Below are 20150 nucleotides of genomic sequence, written 5' to 3'. Positions count from 1 at the left end.
CCTCGCCCTCCGCTAGCGGCAGTGCTAGCGTTCGCCTCATAGTCGATGCGAAGGGTTTTCGAGACATGACATTCAGAACTGTTCTGGCGCTTGGCGCGTCCATGCTGGCTCTCGGTTGCGCGCAGACCCCCGACACAGACACTTCATCGGCGACGCCGATTGAGGACACCTCGCAGACCGCTGAGACCGATGCCGCGCCTGTCGATATCGAGACCTATCCAGCGGCGCTCTTCCATCAGACGACCAGCTATGGGCTCGGGTCCTCCAGCGGTTATGTGTTTTCTGCCGACGATGGCGATATTCTCGCCTCGACCGATGCGAGCGGTATCTACAATGCGGTCACGCTGAGCGACACTGGCGCGGTGACGCCTCTTACCCATTCGAATGAGGACGCGATATATGCGCAATCCTTTTTCCCGAATGATGACCGGGTGCTGCTGACCTCCGATGGGGGCGGCGACGAGATCTTCCACGTCTATGTGCGCGAGGAAGACGGCACGCTTCGAGACCTCACGCCCGGCGACGAAGTCCGCGCGAGCGTTGTCGGCTGGCGCGGGGATGGCGAGGTCTTCTATGTCCAGACCAATGAGCGCGATGCGCAGACCAACGACCTTTATGCCTATCAAACGGATGATTATTCGCGCGAGATGATATTCCAGAATGACGGCAAGGACATCGCCGCCATCTCGCCAAACGGCCGCTGGCTGGCGCTCATGAAAGAGCGCACCAATGCCGACTCCAACATTTTCCTGGTCGACCTCTTCGCTGACAGTCCGCAAGAGCAGCTCGTCACAGAGCATGAGGGCGATATCGCCTATGGCGTCTATGACTTCACCGCCGATAGCGAAACGCTGATCTATGCCACCAACGAGTATGGCGAGTTCAATCAGGCCTGGACCTATCATTTGGCGAGCGGTCAGCGCAGTTCATTGATCGAGGCCGACTGGGACGTCTCCTACGTGTTCGACAGTCCAACGGGGCGCTATCTCGTTTCGGCCATCAATAATGATGCGCTGACCGAGCTGAGCATTCTGGACAATCAGACGGGTGAGACGGTTGCGCTCAGCAACATACCCGATGGCGAGGTTGGTCAGGTCCGGTTCAATCGCGACGAAAGCCAGATTGCCTTTGGCGTGAACACCGATACCTCGCCCTTCAATCTCTATCTTGCCGATCTGGAGACAGGCGCGGCGACGCGGCTGACCTCAGCGCTGCCCACCGACATCGACGAGAGCGATCTCGTAACGGCCGAAATTGTTCGTTATGAGAGCTTTGACGGGGTGAAAATTCCGTCGGTCTTCTACATGCCGAAGCAGGCGTCGGCCGAGAACCCGGTCCCGGCGCTTGTCTGGGTGCATGGCGGGCCAGGCGGTCAGACCACGCGCGGCTACTCGGCGACGATCCAGCATCTGGTCAATCACGGCTACGCCGTCCTTGGCGCAAACAATCGAGGCTCATCCGGCTATGGCAAGACGTTCTTCCATATGGACGACCAGAACCATGGAGAGAGCGACCTGCAGGACATCGTCTATGGCCGCGAATATCTCGAAGGCGTCGAGGGTATCGACCCTGACAAGATTGGCATTATCGGCGGCTCATATGGCGGCTTCATGGTGGCCGCTGCGCTCGCCTTTGAGCCTGAAGTCTTCGATGTTGGGGTGAACATCTTTGGTGTCACCAACTGGCTGCGCACGCTTGAGAGCATCCCGCCATGGTGGGGCTCTTTCCGCGATGCGCTCTATGACGAAATGGGGGACCCGGCCGAGGACGAAGAACGCCTGCGCCGGATTTCCCCGCTCTTCCATGCCGACCAGATCACCAAGCCGCTTCTGGTTATTCAGGGCGCGAATGATCCGCGCGTGCTGCAGGTCGAAAGCGATGAGCTTGTCGAGGCGGCCCGTGCGAATGGGGCAACGGTTGAATACGTGCTTTTCCCGGACGAGGGCCATGGCTTCCAGAAGCGCGAGAACCGTATCACCGCGTCTGAAGCCTATGTCGATTTCCTCAACCAGTATCTGAAAGGCGAAACACCTGCCGAAGTCGCAGATATCTCGCCAGCCAGTTCAGGTGACTAGCCTTCAGACTTTCAATTCGCCTTCGTTCATGCCGTCCCATAGTGGGTACGGGTCGCATCGGGCGCCAGTCTGGACGAAGTTCTAGGCTGAGGCGGAGACCGCTTTGCGCGCACCGATTGTCGTGCGGTGGAGCAGACGGTCATGGCCTTGATAGCCGCCGGTGGCCATGTGGAGACATGAGCGGTTATCCCACATGACCAGCATGCCTGATTGCCATTTGTGGCGGTACTGAAACTCAGGCCGTGTCTGCCAGCGGTATAGCTCGGTGAGGAGGGCAAAGCTTTCCTCCTCGTCCATGCCCTCAATGCCGATAATGTAGCCGGCACAACCGAAGAGGCCTTCCTCCCCGGTTTCGGGGTGTTTGCGAATGATCGGGTGAAGCTGCGTCGCCATCGCCTCGTCGGACGAGCGGATATCCATACTGCGGCCTTCATCCCTGGCGCCGTAGAGGCCTGCCTTGCCATAGCCATTGCGGGCTGAATGGATCGCCATCTTGCCTTCCAGCTTGGCGCGCAGCTCGTCTGGCATCTCGGCCAGCGCCTTGTGCTGATTGGTGAACAGTGTATCGCCGCCAACCGGCGGGATGGTGATGCCATAAAGGCAGGTCCCCGCGGGCGGATGTGCCTGAAAGCTCCAGTCGGAATGCCAGGTTTCGGCGAAAACCGGCCCGGTCTCGGCTGCATCCCTTTTCACAGCGATGATGTGCTCACGCCCGGGGATGGGGGCGATGAATGGATCATCGCCGAACGGCCCGAAATACTGGGTGAAGCGCTCCAGGTCATCGTCGCTCAAGTTTTGCTCAGGAAAGGCGAGAACGTGATGGGTGAGCCAGGCGCCCCGGATCTCGGCGACGGTCCTCTCATCCAGCGGGCGGCTCAGGTCTGCGCCTGTAACAGTCGCCCCGCACGCCTCACCGCTTTTGGTGATGGTCAGTGTCATGGTTTCCTCCACCTGCCACCTTATCACGAGGGACGAGGCGGGCTAGGTGTTCATCATGAGTGATCTCTTCGCAGCCTCAGGCATGAAAGACGACGCGCCGCGGCCGCTGGCCGACCGTCTGCGCCCGCAGACCCTGTCGGAGGTTGTCGGCCAGTACCATCTGCTCGGCCCCGATGGAGCGCTCGGACGGATGCTGAAGACGAGCCGGCTTGGCTCGATCATCTTCTGGGGGCCGCCCGGTGTCGGCAAGACGACGATTGCGCGCCTGCTGGCCAAGGAAACCGATCTCGAGTTTGAGGCGATCAGCGCAGTCTTTTCGGGCGTCAAAGATCTTCGCGCGGCGTTCGACCGGGCGGAGAACCGCCGCAATACGGGCAAGGGCACGCTGCTGTTTGTGGATGAGATCCACCGCTTCAACCGTGCCCAGCAGGATGGCTTTCTGCCTTTCGTTGAGGCGGGCGTCGTCACGCTTGTTGGCGCGACGACGGAGAATCCGAGCTTCGAGATCAATGGTGCGCTTCTCTCTCGCTGCGCTGTCTTGACGCTGAAGCGGCTAGGACCGGACGCGCTCGAAGAGTTGCTGGCGCGGGCAGAAAAGCTTGAAGGCCGCAAACTGCCGCTGGAGGCCCGCGCCCGCGAAGCGCTGATCGACATGGCCGATGGCGATGGGCGCTACATGCTGAACCTTGCCGAGCAGGCCTTCACGCTGGCCGATGAGGGCAAGACGCTGAGCGCCGAAGCGCTGAGCCAGGCGCTCCAGAAACGCGCGCCAGCCTATGACAAGGACCGCGAGGAGCATTACAATCTCATCTCGGCCCTGCACAAATCGGTGCGCGGGTCTGACCCGGATGCGGCGCTCTACTGGTTCGCGCGGATGATCACCGGCGGCGAGGACCCGCTCTATCTGGCACGGCGTATTGTCCGTATGGCCAGCGAGGATATCGGCCTGGCTGATCCGACCGCGCTGATGGTCTGTGCTGAAGCGGCCCGCACCTATGAGCGCCTTGGCAGCCCTGAAGGCGAACTGGCGCTGGCGCATGCTGTCGTGCATCTCGCGACCGCGCCAAAGTCCAATGCGGTCTATTCGGCCTGGAAAGCGGCGCAGCGCTCTGCCAAGGAAACCGGCTCTTTGATGCCGCCAAAGCACATTCTGAACGCGCCGACCGCATTCATGAAGGGCGAAGGCTATGGCAAGGGCTATGCCTATGACCATGACGCCGAAGAGGGCTTCTCAGGTCAGAATTATTTTCCCGATGGCATGAAGCGCGAGAGCTTCTATCAGCCAAAGGGTGAGGGCCGCGAAGGCCCGATTGCCGAACGGCTGAAGCGCTGGGCAGAGCTTCGCAAAACGCGGAGCGAATGAAACTCGCTGATTGCAGGACGGGCCGGCTTCTGATGGTAATGGGCAAGATTGAACAAGAAGGGTATCGACGATGATGGGTTTCAGCTTTCGCAATGGTCTGATGGTGGCCGCCGCAGTTACGGTTCTGGCCGCATGTAATCCGGACGCAGAGCCAAGCGGCAGCGAGATCATCCCGGCAGCAGAGGCGCAGAGCCCGGCCGACACGCCAGCGACGAGTAGCGTGTCGCAGAACGTCGATGCCATCCATCAGGGCATGCTGGTCATGGACACCCACCTCGATACGCCAGCCTATTTCCATAATAATGAATACGATTTCTCGGTGCGCCAGACTTTTGAAGAAGACGGCACCCATGTCGATCTGCCGCGCATGAAAGAAGGCGGGCTCGATGGCGGGTTCTGGGTCATCTTCACCGCGCAGGGGCCGCTGGATGAGGCGTCCTATGACGCGGCCCGTAATGCGGCCATGCTGCGCCAGATGTCGATCCGCGAACTTGCCGCCAAATATGGCGACGAGGTCGAGCTGGCCTTCAGGGCAGATGACGCAAAGCGTATCGCTGATGACGGCAAGCGGGTGGTCTATCAGAGTATGGAAAATGCCTATCCTCTAGGCACGGATATTTCCCTGCTGGAGACGTTTTACATTGGCGGCCTCCGCATGGTGGCGCCTGTCCACTTCCGCGACAATCAGTTTGCTGACAGTGCGACCGATGTCTCCGAAGCCTCATTCGGCGGACTTTCCCCGCTTGGCGAGGATCTCATTCGCAAGGCCAATGAGCTCGGCATGGTGCTTGATGGCTCGCATGCGGCCGATGAGACGGTCTACGACATGATCGAGCTGTCGACGACGCCGATCATCCTGTCGCACACTGGCGTTGATGGCGTTTATGACCATTTCCGCAACATTCCGGATGAACTTCTGACGGCCGTCGCTGACGATGGCGGTGTTATCCAGATCAATGCCTATGGCGGCTATCTTGAAGCGCTGGAGCCATCGGCCGAGCGCCAGGAAGCCATGGCCGCGCTGGAAGAGAGATTTGGCGGCGGCTATTACGATGTCGACGATGAAACGCGCGAGGAATACAGGACCGCACGCGATGAGGTCGATGCGCAGTACCCGGCACCGCGTTCCAGCTTCGAGAAGTTCATGGAACACCTGCTCTACGCACTGGATCTTGTCGGTCCTGACCACGTCGGCATGGGCGCCGACTGGGATGGCGGCGGCGGCGTCGAGGGAATGAGCGACATCACCTTCCTGCCAAAGGTCACCGCAGCTCTACTTGAGGCTGGCTATAGCGAGGCCGAAATCGAGCAGTTCTGGAGCGGCAACATGCTGCGCCTTCTGCGTCAGGCCGAAGAGGCGCGGACGTCTTCACTCGGATCGCCGAACGTCCTGAACTAGGCGAAACAGGCACAAGAGGGAGGAGTGCTCTTGGCAGACTGGCTAACGCTTCTCCCGCCTTTGCTTGCGCTGGCGATCGCGGTCTGGAGCCGCAATGTCTACTGGGCGCTTGGCCTTGCTATCTGGACATCCGAAACGCTGAACGCCGATTTCAATCCGGCGCTCGGCTTGCTGGCGAGCGTTGAGCGGGCCGTTTCCATATTCGGCAATGAAGGCAATACGCGCATCCTGCTCTTCTGCCTGATCATCGGGGCGCTGATCGAATATATGCGCCGCTCGGGCGGCATTGCGGGCATGGTCAACTGGCTGGAACGCACAGGTGCGGCTGGCACAAGGCGCCGGGCTGGCGCGGTCACGGCGCTGACGGGTACGCTCATCTTCGTGGAGACCAATATCAGCCTGCTGACGACCGGCATCATGGGTCGGCCGCTATTTGACCGGCTCAAGATGAGCCGCGCGCGGCTGGCCTATATCATCGATTCCACGTCCGCGCCTGTCAGCATTCTTATCCTGCTCAACGGCTGGGGCGCTTTCGTGCTGGGCCTTATTTCCGAATATGACCTTGGCAATCCTCTGGCCGTTCTGGTCGCGACGATCCCGCTAAATTTCTATGCGCTGCTGACGGTCGCCGGGGTCTGGATCACCGTACTTGGGGACCGTACGTTTGGGCCAATGCGAACGCGCGAAACCCTCATGATGGCGGCAAATGACGATGGCCCCGAAGAGGAAACGGGCAGCGGCAGTGCGCTCAATATGGGCCTGCCTCTGCTGGTGCTGGTTGGCGGCGCGCTTGGCTTCATGCTGTGGACCGGCAATGGCAATATGCTCGAAGGGTCAGGATCACAGTCGATCCTCTGGGCGGTCTGCCTTGCGACGGCGCTTGCCTTCATCCTGCTCGCCCGCTCCGGCAAGGAGAAAAAAGGCAGCCTCATCGAGATCGGCTTCAAGGGGATGGGCGATCTTCTGCCCGCCGTGACGGTGATCTTTCTCGCGCTCGTCCTTGGCGCCAGTCTGAAGGCACTGGGCACAGGCGAAGTTCTGGGCAGCCTTGCAGCAGGTATTCCCTTTGCCTGGACACTTCCGGCAATCGTCTTCATCGTGGCGGGCATCACGTCGTTCACGACGGGGACGAGCTGGGGCACCTATGGCATTCTGGTGCCAGTCGCCATCCCGCTGGCGCTTGGCAGCGGCGTGCCGCCATCGCTGGCGCTTGCTGCGGTGCTCGGCGGCGGCGTTTTCGGCGACCACTGCTCGCCCATTTCCGATACATCTATCATCGCCAGCCTCGCGGCCGAATGTGACCATATCGATCATGTGCGCACGCAGCTGCCCTATGCGCTGGTGACAGGCCTGCTGGCGGTGATCGGTTATCTCGCGGCTGGCATCGCCGTGACACTCTGATAGCCTGACGGAAAGTGCCGAGGGGCATTCAAAAAATATAAGAAGAAGCAAGAGGGAGGCTTCGTCATGCGGATCCTGAAATGGGGGCTGGCACTCGTCGTTCTGGTGCTGATCGGTCTGGCCGTCTGGCTGTGGGACCCTGTCGGCTCAAATCCGCCGCCAGACGACCTCGCGGCGGCGTCGGCGGCCTACGATGTCGAGATCATCCGCGACAATTGGGGCGTGCCGCATATCTATGGCGCGCGGGACGCCGATGTGGTGTTCGGGGTCGCCTATGCGCATGCAGAAGATGATTATGAGACCATCCAGAACGTCGTCGCGGCAGGACGCGGTGTGCTCGCCCGCTATGACGGGGCAGGGGCTGCGCCGACAGATTATATCGTCGCGCTGCTCGGTGTCTGGGACACGATGGAGAGCCGCTATGAGAGCGACGTGCCAGCCAGCGTCAAAGCAATCGCCGAGGCCTATGCGGCTGGGCTGAACCTCTATGCCGCTGAGCATCCGGATGCGACCTGGGCCGGTCTTGCACCCTTTACGGCAGAGGATGTCGTGGCCGGTTTTGTCTTCAAGACACCGTTCTTCTATGGCCTCGACAGCACGCTGATGGGCCTCTTCGGCGATGAGCGCGAGGCCGCGATCGCGCTTGATCCAAGCGGCGGACGCGAAGCGTTTCACGCTGTGCCGAAAGGCCAGCCAGAGCGCGGCTCCAACGCCTTCGCCGTCTCGCCCGAACGCTCCGGGGATGGCGTGACCCGTCTCGTCATCAACTCGCACCAGCCCATGACCGGACCGGTGGCCTGGTGGGAAGCCCAGCTTGTTTCTGAGGAAGGCCTCAACATGACGGGCGGGCTCTTTCCCGGCACACCGCTTATCCTGCATGGCTTCAACGCCGACCTTGGCTGGGCCAATACGGTCAACAAGCCGGATCTTGCCGATGTCTACCGGCTGGAGGTCAATGAGACTGGCGACCAATACAGGCTTGATGGGGCGTGGCGTGACTTCGAGGAAGAGACCGTCAAGATCCGCGTGGGTCTGTTCGGACCGTTTGCCTTCAAGGCAAAGCGCGCGCTCAAGAGCACCGTCCACGGTCCGGTGATCGAGGCCGAGCACGGCACCTACGCCATCCGCTATGCCGGGCGCGGCGAGATCGGCCAGCTGGAGCAGTATTATCGCCTCAACAAGGCGCGGTCGCTGGATGATTTCATGGCGGCGATGGCGATGAATGCGTTGCCCAGCATCAACTACATTTATGCCGACCGGGCAGGGAATATCGCCTTTGTCCACAACGCCCAATATCCTGACAGGATGCCCGGCTGGGACTGGCGCAAGGATCTGCCCGGCGACCGGACAGACCTTGTCTGGGAAGATTATCTTCCCTTCGATGAGGTGCCGATGCTGATAAATCCGGAGAGCGGTCTTATCTTCAATGCGAACAACACGCCTTATTCAGCCACCGATGGCGCGGACAATCTGTCATCGGATGATTTTCCCGCCGCCATCGGCCTTCAGGAAAACCAGACCAACCGCTCTCTTCGTATCATCGAGCTGACCGGTGACGGCGAACCGATCGGCCGGGAGCGCCTGCTCGATATCAAGTTCGATCTTTCCTACGCTGAAGGTTCGCAGACCGAAGCGGTCATCGCTGCCGTGGTGGAGGAAGACTGGAGCGAGGATGAAACGCTCGCAGCGGCAGCCTTGCATCTGGCCGAGTGGGACCGGTCAACGGACCGGGCGAACCGGCATGCGGCGCTCGGTGTGCTGACCGTCGTGCAGGAAGTACGCTCATCCTTTGATGGCAGTTCGCCGCCGCCACCGGAAAAGGCCTTCCGTGACGCGGTTGAATGGCTGATGACGCATCACGGCCGCATCGACCCTGAATGGGGCAAGGTGAACCGGCTGGTGCGCGGTGACACGGATGTGCCGCTCGATGGTGGGCCGGATACGCTGCGCGCAATCTATCCAGCTGAGATCCGCGATGATGGTGAGCTGCATGCCGCGGCTGGCGACACTTGGATTGCGCTGGTGGAGTGGGATGAGGATGGCGAGCAGACGGCTGAGGTCATTCACCAGTTTGGCGCTGCCACGCTGGATGAAACCTCGCCGCATTATGACGACCAGGCTCCGCTCTTTGCCGATATGAAATGGCGGCGCGCCCTGATCGAACGCGCCGCCGTAGAAGAAAATGCCGAGCGGACCTACCGTCCGCGCTGGACCGACTAGCCGAAGATCTCTTCGAGGAAGTCCTTCAGGATTGCAAAGCTACGCCGCTCAGCGGCCGGGTTGTAGACGGTGCCGAAGTCGGGGTCATTCGCCTGTGGATTGGTGAAGGCGTGCATCGTGCCGCCAAAAGCGTGAAGCTGCCAGTCGGCGCCAGCGTCGGTCATTTCCCTGGCGAAGGCCATGACGTCCTCAGGCTTGGCCATCGGGTCGTCCCAGCCATGCAGGGCGATGACTTTCGACTTGGTCTTGTGGCCGTCCGTATTGCCCGGCGCGCCGAGAATCCCGTGGAAGGAAGCAACGCCCTCCACGTCCATACCGGCCCGCGCCATGTCCAGCACGCAGAGACCACCAAAGCAGAAGCCGATGGCCGCAGCCTTGTCGCAGCCGGACTCTTTCTTGGCGGTTTCCAGGCTGTATTTCAGGCGGTTCTGAAGCTCATCGCGGTTTGACGCCAGCGGCTCCATAAGGGCCTGGCTCTCTTCCTTGGTGGAGCCGCGCTTGCCCTTGCCATAGACGTCCAGCGCGAAACCGGCATAGCCCCATTCGGCCAGCATCTTTGCTTTTTCATGATCGAAATCATCCTGTCCGCCCCAGGCATGGGACACCAGGACGACGGCCTTTGGCTCGCCTTCCGGCATGGCCAGGAAGCCTTCATAGATCTGTCCACCCTGTTCATAGTCGAGGGATTTGGTCGATATCGCCATCAGCATCATTCCTTTTTTGAGTATCTCTTGCCCGTCACACTTAGCCCATCTGAAAGTGATGGCTAGGCCTTGTCCGGACGATCAGAACAGTCGCAAATAGGGGGCATGAGGAAACGCCAGATCATAATAGACTGCGACCCGGGGCTCGATGATGCCGTCGCCTTGCTGGTTGCCTTTGCGGCAACCGATCGCCTGAACCTGCTCGGGATTACAACGGTTGCGGGCAATGTCCGCGGTGAGCTTACCTTTCGGAATGCACGCATCATCCGGGATGTCGCTGGCGTCAGCGCTGACCTGCCCGTACGCGCCGGCGCGCCGCGCCCGCTTGTGCGCGACCCGGTCACCGCTGAAGACTTCCACGGCACGACGGGGCTGGGCGGTCTCGACCTGCCACTGCCTACGGGCCGTGCCTCGCGCCAGCATGGTGTGAACTTCCTGATACAGACGCTCCGCGCCACGAAGGGCTTTCCGGCGACACTCGTCGTGACGGGGCCGATGACAAATATCGCGCTGGCGCTCAGCATGGCGCCGGACATTGCGCGCGGCTTGTCAGAGATCGTTGTAATGGGCGGGGCCGACACCGAAGGCGGCAACATTACCCCGCATGCAGAGTTCAATGTGTTCGCCGATCCGCATGCCGCGCAGGCGGTTTTTCAGTCCGGCATTCCGATGCGTGTGCTGAGCCTTGATGTGACCCATCAGCTGCTCACCAGCGATGAGATGGTCGACCGGGTGCGTGCGCTTGGCTCGCGCCAAGCCATCATTGCCGCTGATTTGCTGGCGGCGTCCAACCGGCTTGAAGAGTCGGCAAAGGCCCGTCACGCCCCGCTGCACGATCCCTCGACTGTGCTGGCTTTGCTCCGTCCCGATCTTTTTGAAGGGCGCAAGGCGCGCGTCTCTGTCGTGACCGAGACCGGGGACCGGTTCGGCAAGACGATACCCGAGTTTCGCGAAGATGGTCATGTCGAATGGTACATAAAAGTCGATGCCGAGAGCGTCTTCTCTGAACTGATCGGTCAACTTGGGCGGTATCCAATATGAGCGCGCCATCCATCACGGTAGTAGGGTCGGTCAACCTCGACCTGGTCGCGTCTGCCGAGAAGCTGCCAGCGCCCGGAGAAACCGTGACGGGTGCAAGCTTTACCCAGCATCCCGGCGGAAAAGGTGCGAACCAGGCGCTTGCCGCCCGCCGCCTTGGCGCAGACGTGGCCATGATTGCGCGCACGGGTGAGGGGCCCAATCGCGACGCGGCGCTCGCGCTACTCAAAGAGGACGGCATAGACCTCTCCGGCATTGTCAGCGACCCGGACCAGCAGACCGGCGTCGCGCTCATCGCGGTCGATGCAGCAGGCGAAAACCAGATTGTCGTCGCCAGCGGCGCGAACGGAGACCTGTCACCGGGCGATGTGAAAGTGCCGGGCCGGCCGGATGCAATCCTCTGCCAGCTGGAGGTTCCGGCGGCCTGCGTCATGGCCGCCTCACGCACCCCGTGCGGGCTCTTTGCCGTCAATCTGGCGCCAGCCGGACCGGTGCCGGTCAGCCTTCTGGAAACTGCAGACTTGCTCATTGTGAATGAAGGCGAAGCGGAGTTTTACGGCGACGGCATCCATCGCGGCCCGGGCATGGTCGCGCTGACGCTCGGCGGGCAGGGCGCGGTGCTTTATCGCGCGGGCAAGGAAATCGCGCGCGCTCCGGCCTTCACCGTACCAGTGATCGACACGACCGGCGCAGGCGACACGTTCTGCGCAGCGCTGGTGCTGGCCTTGTGCGAGGGCCTGGAGGAAGGCGACGCGCTGCGTTTCGCCTCGGCCGCCTCAGCGCTGGCTGTGACAAAGCCGGGCGCGCAGCCAAGTCTGCCATGGCGCGATGAGGTCGACGCCTTTCTGAAAGCCCAGGACTGAGTATCGGGGTATGGGCACGCTTCCCTGGACACGCACTGCGGCCGGTCCCCTCCGCGAAGACGCGATCCGTAGCGCTGTCAGGGGCACGACCGCGCTTCCGAGCACAGCAGCGACGAGCCGCCTTGCCGAACCGAATGATGCCGCGAAGCTGAAAGAACTCTTCGCTTTTCCAGAGGTCAATCGCTGGATCTACAGCCTGCCGCGCCCGCTTACCGAGGCCTCGGTCCTTGCCTATATTGAGCAAGTGGAGGCCGCGCGTCTGCGCGGAGAAGGGCTTTTGTCGCTCAACTTCGATGAGGCGGGCCAGCTATCAGGCTTCTCGGAACTTCGCGTCTGGCCGCAATGGGCCGCAGGTGAGCTTGCCGGCGGAATGCGACCGGACCTGCAGAGCAAAGGACAGGGCGGGGCCGGAATGGCGGCGACGTTTACATGGATGTTCGAGGCGCTGGACCTCGACCTCATCTGCAACACGACTGCGCCTGATAATGTCCGCATACAGAAACTGTTCGAGCGGACGGGGTTTGTCTATCGCGGCGATATGGAAAGCCGCCGCCCTGACGGTAGCACGCGAGCATCGCAGGTCTGGGAAGTCATGCGCGAAGACTGGATGGCGCGGATGGCGGGCAGATAGTTGCTTGGCACCGCGCGGCTGCGTGGTTCGACTTCGCTCACCATGCGGCCTGTTAGGTGCTCGCCGGAGGTTCTCAGTCCTCAATCAGATTGCCGTCGGTGTCCCTTGTCTCTGGCCCGTTCACACGCGCCCGGCCATCGCCAAATGGTGCATCGCGTTCACGAAGGGCATCGCGCAGACCTGCTTCTCCAACACGTTTTACGAATGCATGGGCCGACGCCGCCTGATGGCCGCGCACATCATTCTCGGCCGCCAGCCGCTGCATCGTGCGGGCCCCCATCAGCTCCATGCCGAGGTTCACCGCCCGCTTGTTTGCCGCAAGGATATCGGCGTCGATATGTGCCATCCGGTCGGCCAGTCCCTCGACCTCTGTTTCAAGCTTGTCGGCGGGCACTGACTTCATGGCAAAGCCGAGTTGGGCCGCTTCAGTGCCGGTGATAGAGTCCCCGGTCAGCATCAGCCGTTTGGTCCATTGTGGACCGACATTGTAAAGCCACATCTGGTTCGGCAGCGCGCCGAGGTTTCGCCCTGCCGGGAAGGAGACCATCGCGTCATCGGCGATGATGACCATGTCGCAGAGAAGCGCGATGTCGGTCCCGCCCGCGACGCAAGGGCCGTGGACCTGCGCGATGACGGGCTTGTGCATGTCAAAGATCGCCATGCGATAGCGCTGGGCGCGTTCCAGCTGCCAGATATCGTCATCGACCGACCGGCCGCCGCGCTTGTTGCTGGTCTCGGCGTCGAGGCGAGACACAGGTACGCTGTCGGACCCGGCAAGATCGTATCCCGCTGAAAAGCCGCGACCTGCGCCTTTGATGATGACGCAATGCACGGCGCGGTCATTATCGGCCTGCCAGAGCGCTTCGGACATCTCTGCCTGCATCTTCAGCGTCAGCGCGTTCAGCTTGTCTGGCCGGTTGAGCGTGATGCGCGCGCGGCCGTTCTCGACCTCATAGATGATCTCATCGAACATGGCTCAAGCTCCTGCCGCCGGTGGGTCGACGCTGTAGACTTTGCGGGCCGTGCCACTGAAGAGGGCCGTCTTCTCGTATTCGGAATAGTCGGCGGTGATCTTCTTCAGCCCGTTCCAGAGCGTGCGGAATGAGATCGATAGCCGGTCAACCGGGAAGTTGCTTTCGAGCATGCAGCGCTCGGCGCCGAAACAGGCGATGGCGTGATGATAGTATTTGGCCTGCGCTGCGACGAACTCATCCGAAGACGGCGGCATTTCGCGGTCATGCCAGCCAAAGCCATTGTCCGGCATAGCGAGCCCGCCAAGCTTTGCGAAGACATTCTTCTGCGCGGCAACGGCAGCGATGTCGTCTTTCCATTTCTCGAAACCCTCTTCCCGCTTGCCCTCATAAGGGCCAACGCCAAGCGGCGTGCCGAAATGGTCGAGGATCATGGTCGTGTCCGGGACGGCGGCGGCAAGATCGCGGAAATCGAGGATCTGGTGGTGATAATTCCAGGTGTCATAGGTGAACCCCCGGCTGCCAAGATGCGCAACGCCGCGCTGGAAATCAGCGTCGCGGTAGAGGCCTGCGGGTGCGCGTGGCGGGATACGGAAACTGGCGCCAGCCGGGTCATAGGGGCCTGAATGGCGGATGCCCCTGAACAGGCCGTCCGCTGCCTCGATATGTGCGTCCAGCACTTCGTCGAGCGTTTCCAGCGGCAGGCGAAGGTCCGTGTGCGCGACCAGCGCAGCGATTGTCGCCTTGGCTGGGTCGGCAGCAGATTTGCGGGCGGCCTCTGCGATGAACTCGCTTTCGCCAACTGGTTTCAGATGCTCTGGCCCCTCGGTGCGATAGGATGATCCGCATTCCATGAAGATGGTCTGGGTCACCTTGTGGCCATCCACTGTGTCACGCCAGAGGTCTTCGAGGTCATACACGATGACCGGATGAGACCTTGGCCAGAGGTGATGGTGTGGGTCGACGATCTCGCGGTCCGGATCGACCACATCCTCACGGTGCTGGTTCAGCCATTCATCATTATCGAACATGCGCTTCTCCCTGAATGCGTCAGCCTCTTGGCGGGCTCTCGGCGCACTTCAAGGGCTATGACGCTCAATTGCAAGCTTCTCGGGAAACCCATCTGCCCGGCCAGAGCGTGATAATGAAGAGGGGCAGGCTCGCCAGCATGAACATGAGCATCGGCCCAGACGCGTCGGCCACCAGCCCGGCGGCCGCAGGCCCGGCTATGCTGCCCAGGGCCAGCGCCATCAGCGCTGCCACAAACCCTGTCGTAGCCTGCCCGGGAAAAAGGCGCAGGCTCCACATTGATATGAGCGCGCTGACGGCCATCAGCACGGCGCCCTGTATGCCGGCAGACGCCAGCACCGCCGGCCAGGATTGCGGCGCTAGGGCGATCAGAATGTGAGAGAGGCCCGCCGCCGCGAAGACACTCCTCAGCAGCCAGCCTATGCCGGCCCTTGCTTCTGCCGCGCCGGTCATGACGCCGAGCAGCCCGCAGACGCCATAGGCGAAGAAGATCATTGCCGCCGAAGCGTTTGCTGGCAGCCCCGCAAGACCACCGGAATTGACGACATGATCGGCGGAGAATGAAAAATAGACCGCATTGGTCGCGCCAAAGACGAAGGCCGCAATATAAAGCGGCGCGGCCCCATGCGTGGCAAAGTTCGGCAAGCGCGGCAGCTTGCCTCGCCGAACCTCGGTCTCAGACCGTGGCATCTCGATGAGGACGCCGAGCGCCGTCACGCCTGCGCCAATGGCAAACGCAAACCACGCCGCCCGCCAGGTGACGAGATTGAATGCAACGCCGAGCGAGAGACCTGCGGCAAGGACAATTCCAATACTGGTGCCCGATGCAATGACAGCCAGTATGCCGGGCCGAGACCGGGCGGCGACGAACCGCTCTGCTGCATCATTGAAAGGCGCCCAGCAGAGGCCCGCGCTGGCGCTTGCGAACAGGACACCGGTGAGCAGCTGGAGGGGGCCACTTGCGGTCGCGATAGCCACAAAACCAAGCGCTGCCGAGACAGCCCCCAGAAGCACTGGCAGTCTGGGTCCGGCGCGCCGCACCAGCATCGCCGTAAGCGGCAGGGCCAGAAAGAAAGAGATAAACCCGGTACTGGCAATGATGCCGGCAAGCGTCGTCGACAGGTCGAAGGCGTTGCGGAACTGAGGCAGGAAGAGGCCAAATCCGATACGCGCGGGGCCAAAGGCAACCGCAGTTGCGGCAAAGCCAGCCAGCGCGATCTGCTTTGTCCAGGTCATCCCCGTATCAAATAGACAGCGTGCCGTTGCGGCTCAATAACTTCGCTTAAAACCTGGTCGGGATGGCGTGTGAAAGCCAGGTGGCCTGCAGGCAGAACCGACGAAAGACATTCAGGACAGCGCGCTGAAACACGGTCGCGTGTGTCTCGCTGGCCGACAGGGCATCATAGGTGACGGCCGGCCCCGCAGAGCGCGCCGCTTCGCGGACCATATCGATGGCCACCTGCATTGTGCCGACCTCATCGGAGGTTAAAGTTCTCAGGGCACAGAACCGAGCATGCCAGCCGGATGACAGCGCTCACTCGGCCTTTACAAGTCCGATTTCGCGCAAGCGTTCCATCAGATAATCCTGCGCCGTGATAGGAGGCTGCGCCTTGCCGCCTTCTGCGAGGCTTTGCGGCAGCTGCTCGATCAGGAAATCCTGATTGAAGTGCAGGAAGAAGGGCGTCGAATAGCGCGGAAACTTCGCGCGCTCTGGCCCCGGATTGACGACGCGGTGCGTGGTCGATGGCAGGACGCCGCCTGTCAGGCGCTGCAGCATGTCGCCGCAATTGATGACGAGCGCGTCGCGCGGCGGGTTGACGCCCAGCCATTCACCGGAGCTGTGTTGGACTTCCAGCCCGGCCTCTTCGGCGCCAAGCAGAAGCGTGATGACATTGATGTCTTCATGCGCACCGGCGCGCACGGTCCCTTTTGGCGGCGGGTTTTCCTGCGGCGGATAATGAAGCAGGCGGAGGATCGAGTTGCCGCTTTCCACCTTGTCCTCGAACCAGTCTTCGGGAAGCTCAAGGTGAAGGGCGATGGCGCGCAGGAGGTCGCGGCCGAAAGCGTCCATCTCCTCATAGAAGGCATAGGTCGCTGCATCGAAGTCTGGCACCTCATCGACAGCGGGGGTGTCCTTCATCGTCTCGCGGTATTTCGAGACTTCCGGCAGCTTGCGGCCCGTATGCCAGAATTCCTTCAGGTCGGCGGCTTTCTGGCCTTTGGCGTTTTCGGTGGCAAACGGCGTATAGCCGCGCTGCCGTCCGCCAGCGGCGTCATGATACTTTTCCTTGGCCGCTGCCGGGAGGGCAAAGAATGACTTTGCCGCCTCATTCGCCTTGTCGATAACAGACTGGTCGACAGGGTGGCCGGTGATGACGGCAAAGCCGGTCTCGCGGAAGGAATTGCCAAGCTGGCGGGCGAAGGCCTGCTTATCCTCTTTCCAGAGGCCGTACGGGATTGGTTCGAACAGATTGCTCATATCGGACATCCTAGCCTTTTAAGCTGCCAAACGGAATGCGGGTTTTTGTCGTGACGGGCATTAGCGGAGGCGGCCTCTCTCGCAAAGCCGCCGCGGCAGTCGGATCACAGTGCGAGGCCAAAACGAGCAAAATCAGGCTTTGGTTAACGGCGCAGGCCCCGTGGTTAACACAGACGGGCTTGGCGGCCTTTCCTGTTAACCATGTGGCAAATTCCTGAGCGCAACCTCATCCCTGTCACAAGACGTGACGGATGGACAAACGCCCATCGGCCAAGCGGACACAAAGACAGCCGCAAACCGACGGGCATTGGGTTAAAGGAAGAAGACAATGCCGTATTCAGAAATGGCGATGGATGTCGCCCCAGAAACAGGTATCACCGAAGCTGCAACAGCCGACGAGCTGTGCAAGGTGGGCCTCGCCTACTGCACGGGTGTCGGTGTCGATGCCGACATGGTAGCCGCGCACAAATGGTTCAATCTGGCCGTGCTCAAAGGCTCCGAAGAAGCCAAGGAATATCGCCAGCAAATGGCTGACCTGCTTTCCAGCGACGAGATCAAGCAAGCGCTGAAATCTGCCCGCGACTGGCTGAGCCTGATGAACTGATCTTGCGAGGCGGGAGCCGGGCCTATCGCCCGCGAATATCGCCTGAAAGATCATAGTAGAGTGAAAAGTCGATCGGCAGGGAGGAGCGGAACCACTGCTCCATGAACAGGTTCTCCTCGGCGATCGCAGAGCGTGGCACATAGATGACGTCAAACCGGCGAAGCGGTGTGAAGTCGGCCAGCCTCGGATCATTGAGACCTGAATTGATGTCGATCACGGCGGTCATAAGTTCGCCGCCCGGCATGCGCCGCATGAGCGCGACCTGCCTTGGCTGAGCCCGGTCAGTAAAGCCGCCCGCCATGATGACCGCCTGAAGCGGATCGATCTGGCCCGGCAAGTCCATCATGCCTGGCGTCTGTACTTCGCCCCCCACGAAAATTTTCTGGCTGTCGAACGCGACCGGAATGACGTCGACCTGCGGATTTCGCAATTCGCCTGCATAGGCCCGGACAAGCTCGGACTGGACCTCATCTGGCGTTCGCGCTGACGCCTGCACCGCGCCAACATAGGGCAGGGTGATGGAGCCATCCGGCGCGATTCGCAGATCGCGGTTCAGCTCCGGCACGGTGTGAAAGACCACAGCGACCGTATCGCCCGGCGCCAGCAGATATGGCTGGTCCTGTCCATCCTCATGACGCCACTGAGCGACCGGGAAATACTCGGACGAGACGGGGGTCACGTTCTGGCAGGCGCCAAGAATGAGGGCGGAAGTCATGAGAAGGTTTCGCATGGGATGGGCTGACGATCTCTTTCCGGAATATTGAGACCTTGAAGCTGAGTGTTAATGTTTAAGGAATTATCAAGCCGCGTGCCTGAAGACAAAGTTGAACGCGTTCGTTTGACGATCAGGAAAGACCGCTAAATGCCGAATTCAGCCGACTGGGGATCAAGGCGCGGGACGCAAACGCAGTCCATGCCAGTACGATCGCGCCCTCGGATGGGTCCGGCCGAACTCATCCTCCAGCTGTGGCGCGCCAAGTGGCTGATGATTGCGGTCTTCATCCCCATCTTCCTGATCGGTCTCCTTGTCGCCTTCCAGATGCCCAAGAAGTATGAGGCCCAGTCGCGTCTCTTTGTGCGGATTGGCGACGAGAACGTCTACCGCCCACGGGTCGGCGTTGAGACCCAAGGCGTCGCCCCGGAAGAAGAATTGCTTATCCAGGCCGAACTTGAAGTCCTGCGCAGTCCCATTGTCGCCGAGCGTGTGCTTGCAGGCTTCGATCTGGCGCGCGTTTATCCGAAACTTGTAGAGGCACGCGACGAGAAGATTGCGAGCTCTCCGCCTTCGGCGCATGCCGGAATTGAAGAGGCAACCTTCCAGAAAGGCGTTGCTGTCCTGCGCAAGGCATTCGGTGCTGGCACAGCGCCAAAAACGCCGGTGATCAGCACTTCTCTGGAGCACAAGGATGCGACCCTCTCGGCCGCCCTGCTCAATTCCTGGATCAATACCTATCTCGACTACCGGAATGAGGTCTTCTCGACCAATGGCTCTGCCAGCCTGCAGGAGCAGCGCGTTAAGTTCGAGCAGCAGCTCCTCGCCGTGGAGGAAGACATCCGCGATTTCCTGCGCGCAAATGGCATCGGCGATTTCGAGAGCGAGCGCGCAACCGCCCAGCAACTCTTTGCAACCGTGTCTGGCGAACTGCTAACGACACAGTCGCGCGCCAGCGCTGTGGATGGCCAGCTTGATATCTACAATCAGCAACTGGCGCGGCTTGAACCTCAGCAGGACCTCTATGTCGAGGACAACTCGGCCCAATCCCTGATGGAGCTGCGGATCGAGCGTGAGGACCTCCTGTCGCGCTATACTGAAGACTCCCAGCGAGTGCAGGCGATCGACCGGCGTATTGCGCAGGTCCAGAACTATCTGTCTTCACGCGATGGCCTCGCAGGCACCACACGCCGCGGCCCCAACCCTGTCTACCAGACGGTTGAGCAGTCAGCCTCTACCCTGCAGGCCGAGAAACAATCTCTGGCCCTTCAGGAAGCAGAGCTCGATCGCCAGCTTGCCGGCATCGACGCCCGTTTACGACGGCTCAATGATCTGGCGCCGGAATGGCAGGAGCTGCAACGCCGCAAAGCCCTGTTGGAGCGCAATGTAGAGAATTTCTCGGTACGCGAAGTTGAAGAACGGGCGCTCTCGGAGATTTCAGGTCAGACGGCAGACAGTGTCCGCGTGCTTGAGCCAGCCAGGGTGCCCATCAAGGGCAAGAGCCTGCGCATGCCCGTCGCGGCACTCGCTCTCCTGTTTGCAGGGTTCACGGCGCTCATGGCCGGGCTTCTGCGGGCCTTCACCCGGCGCGGCTTTGCAACTGCGCGCTCGGTTGAACGCACGACCGGCCTGAAAGTGGTCGGCTCGCTGAAGGCTGCCTGAAGGTAAGCAAACGAAGCCGGCGTGTTAAGAAAATCGTTAACCAACCGCATGCTAGGCCCG

At 61.2% G+C, this 20150-nt stretch carries 18 protein-coding genes; 10 read left to right on the top strand and 8 right to left on the bottom strand.

What is annotated here, in order from left to right; genetic code table 11:
- Positions 1-65: 65 nt before the first annotated feature.
- Positions 66-2075 carry a S9 family peptidase gene (locus tag F550_RS0107375; RefSeq protein WP_018147900.1) on the top strand — a complete coding sequence of 670 codons (2010 nt, stop codon included), beginning with the start codon at positions 66-68 and terminating at the stop codon, positions 2073-2075.
- A gap of 81 nt (positions 2076-2156) precedes the next feature.
- Here the strand turns inward: F550_RS0107375 and F550_RS0107370 are convergent, their stop codons facing one another.
- Positions 2157-3014, bottom strand: a complete 858-nt coding sequence (locus F550_RS0107370; RefSeq protein WP_018147899.1) for a TauD/TfdA dioxygenase family protein — start codon at positions 3012-3014, stop codon at positions 2157-2159.
- A 55-nt stretch (positions 3015-3069) separates the two neighbouring features.
- Between F550_RS0107370 and F550_RS0107365 the strand changes: the two genes are divergently transcribed.
- From F550_RS0107365 to F550_RS0107350, 4 genes are all read left to right on the top strand, one after another.
- Positions 3070-4377 (top strand): replication-associated recombination protein A, encoded by a 1308-nt coding sequence (locus F550_RS0107365; RefSeq protein ID WP_018147898.1) that lies wholly within the window; start codon positions 3070-3072, stop codon positions 4375-4377.
- A gap of 70 nt (positions 4378-4447) precedes the next feature.
- Complete coding sequence (locus tag F550_RS0107360) at positions 4448-5776, top strand: dipeptidase (RefSeq protein WP_018147897.1); 1329 nt, start codon at positions 4448-4450, stop codon at positions 5774-5776.
- Between the two features lie 30 nt (positions 5777-5806).
- Positions 5807-7177, top strand: a complete 1371-nt coding sequence (locus F550_RS0107355) for a Na+/H+ antiporter NhaC family protein (protein ID WP_018147896.1) — start codon at positions 5807-5809, stop codon at positions 7175-7177.
- A 66-nt stretch (positions 7178-7243) separates the two neighbouring features.
- Positions 7244-9397: a penicillin acylase family protein gene (locus tag F550_RS0107350; protein WP_018147895.1), complete on the top strand. Its 2154-nt coding sequence runs from the start codon at positions 7244-7246 to the stop codon at positions 9395-9397.
- Here the strand turns inward: F550_RS0107350 and F550_RS0107345 are convergent.
- On the bottom strand, positions 9394-10101 hold the full coding sequence (locus tag F550_RS0107345; protein WP_026180635.1) for a dienelactone hydrolase family protein: 708 nt from the start codon (positions 10099-10101) through the stop codon (positions 9394-9396). The two genes, F550_RS0107350 and F550_RS0107345, sit on opposite strands and share 4 nt — an antisense overlap.
- Positions 10102-10206: 105 nt before the next feature.
- Between F550_RS0107345 and F550_RS17200 the strand changes: the two genes are divergently transcribed.
- From F550_RS17200 to F550_RS0107330, 3 genes are read left to right on the top strand one after another with little or no spacing between them, the layout of a single operon-like run.
- A complete protein-coding gene (locus F550_RS17200; protein ID WP_018147893.1) occupies positions 10207-11142 on the top strand; it encodes a nucleoside hydrolase in 936 nt (311 codons plus the stop codon).
- On the top strand, positions 11139-12002 hold the full coding sequence (locus F550_RS0107335; RefSeq protein WP_018147892.1) for a ribokinase: 864 nt from the start codon (positions 11139-11141) through the stop codon (positions 12000-12002). The genes F550_RS17200 and F550_RS0107335 overlap by 4 nt, the downstream gene beginning before the upstream one ends.
- Positions 12003-12012: 10 nt before the next feature.
- On the top strand, positions 12013-12633 hold the full coding sequence (locus F550_RS0107330; RefSeq protein ID WP_018147891.1) for a GNAT family N-acetyltransferase: 621 nt from the start codon (positions 12013-12015) through the stop codon (positions 12631-12633).
- Between the two features lie 73 nt (positions 12634-12706).
- On the opposite strand, the gene F550_RS0107325 is transcribed toward F550_RS0107330, so the two are convergent.
- The 5 genes from F550_RS0107325 to F550_RS0107305 form a co-directional block, all read right to left on the bottom strand.
- A complete protein-coding gene (locus F550_RS0107325) occupies positions 12707-13606 on the bottom strand; it encodes a crotonase/enoyl-CoA hydratase family protein (RefSeq protein WP_018147890.1) in 900 nt (299 codons plus the stop codon).
- Positions 13607-13609: 3 nt separating this feature from the next.
- Entirely contained in the window at positions 13610-14635 is a 1026-nt protein-coding gene (locus F550_RS0107320) for an amidohydrolase family protein (RefSeq protein WP_018147889.1), read from the bottom strand.
- Positions 14636-14699: 64 nt separating this feature from the next.
- Positions 14700-15869 (bottom strand): MFS transporter, encoded by a 1170-nt coding sequence (locus F550_RS17195; RefSeq protein ID WP_018147888.1) that lies wholly within the window; start codon positions 15867-15869, stop codon positions 14700-14702.
- A gap of 46 nt (positions 15870-15915) precedes the next feature.
- Entirely contained in the window at positions 15916-16098 is a 183-nt protein-coding gene (locus tag F550_RS0107310) for a hypothetical protein (RefSeq protein WP_018147887.1), read from the bottom strand.
- A gap of 69 nt (positions 16099-16167) precedes the next feature.
- Complete coding sequence (locus F550_RS0107305; protein WP_018147886.1) at positions 16168-17121, bottom strand: isopenicillin N synthase family dioxygenase; 954 nt, start codon at positions 17119-17121, stop codon at positions 16168-16170.
- Positions 17122-17440: 319 nt separating this feature from the next.
- On the opposite strand from F550_RS0107305, the gene F550_RS0107300 reads away from it, so the two are divergent.
- Positions 17441-17716: an SEL1-like repeat protein gene (locus tag F550_RS0107300; RefSeq protein WP_018147885.1), complete on the top strand. Its 276-nt coding sequence runs from the start codon at positions 17441-17443 to the stop codon at positions 17714-17716.
- Between the two features lie 22 nt (positions 17717-17738).
- On the opposite strand, the gene F550_RS0107295 is transcribed toward F550_RS0107300, so the two are convergent.
- Positions 17739-18431, bottom strand: coding sequence for a polysaccharide biosynthesis/export family protein (locus F550_RS0107295; protein WP_026180633.1), 693 nt, complete (start codon positions 18429-18431; stop codon positions 17739-17741).
- 198 nt (positions 18432-18629) lie between these two features.
- Between F550_RS0107295 and F550_RS18495 the strand changes: the two genes are divergently transcribed.
- The gene (locus F550_RS18495; RefSeq protein WP_169332259.1) at positions 18630-20090 is read left to right on the top strand and encodes a GumC family protein; all 1461 of its coding nucleotides are present in this window, start codon (positions 18630-18632) and stop codon (positions 20088-20090) included.
- The last annotated feature ends 60 nt before the right edge of the window (positions 20091-20150 follow it).

This window comes from Henriciella marina DSM 19595, from assembly GCF_000376805.1.
GTDB lineage: Bacteria > Pseudomonadota > Alphaproteobacteria > Caulobacterales > Hyphomonadaceae > Henriciella > Henriciella marina.
The sequence above is the reverse complement of the archived record's forward strand: the minus strand, read 5'-3'. Positions and strand labels throughout refer to the sequence as shown.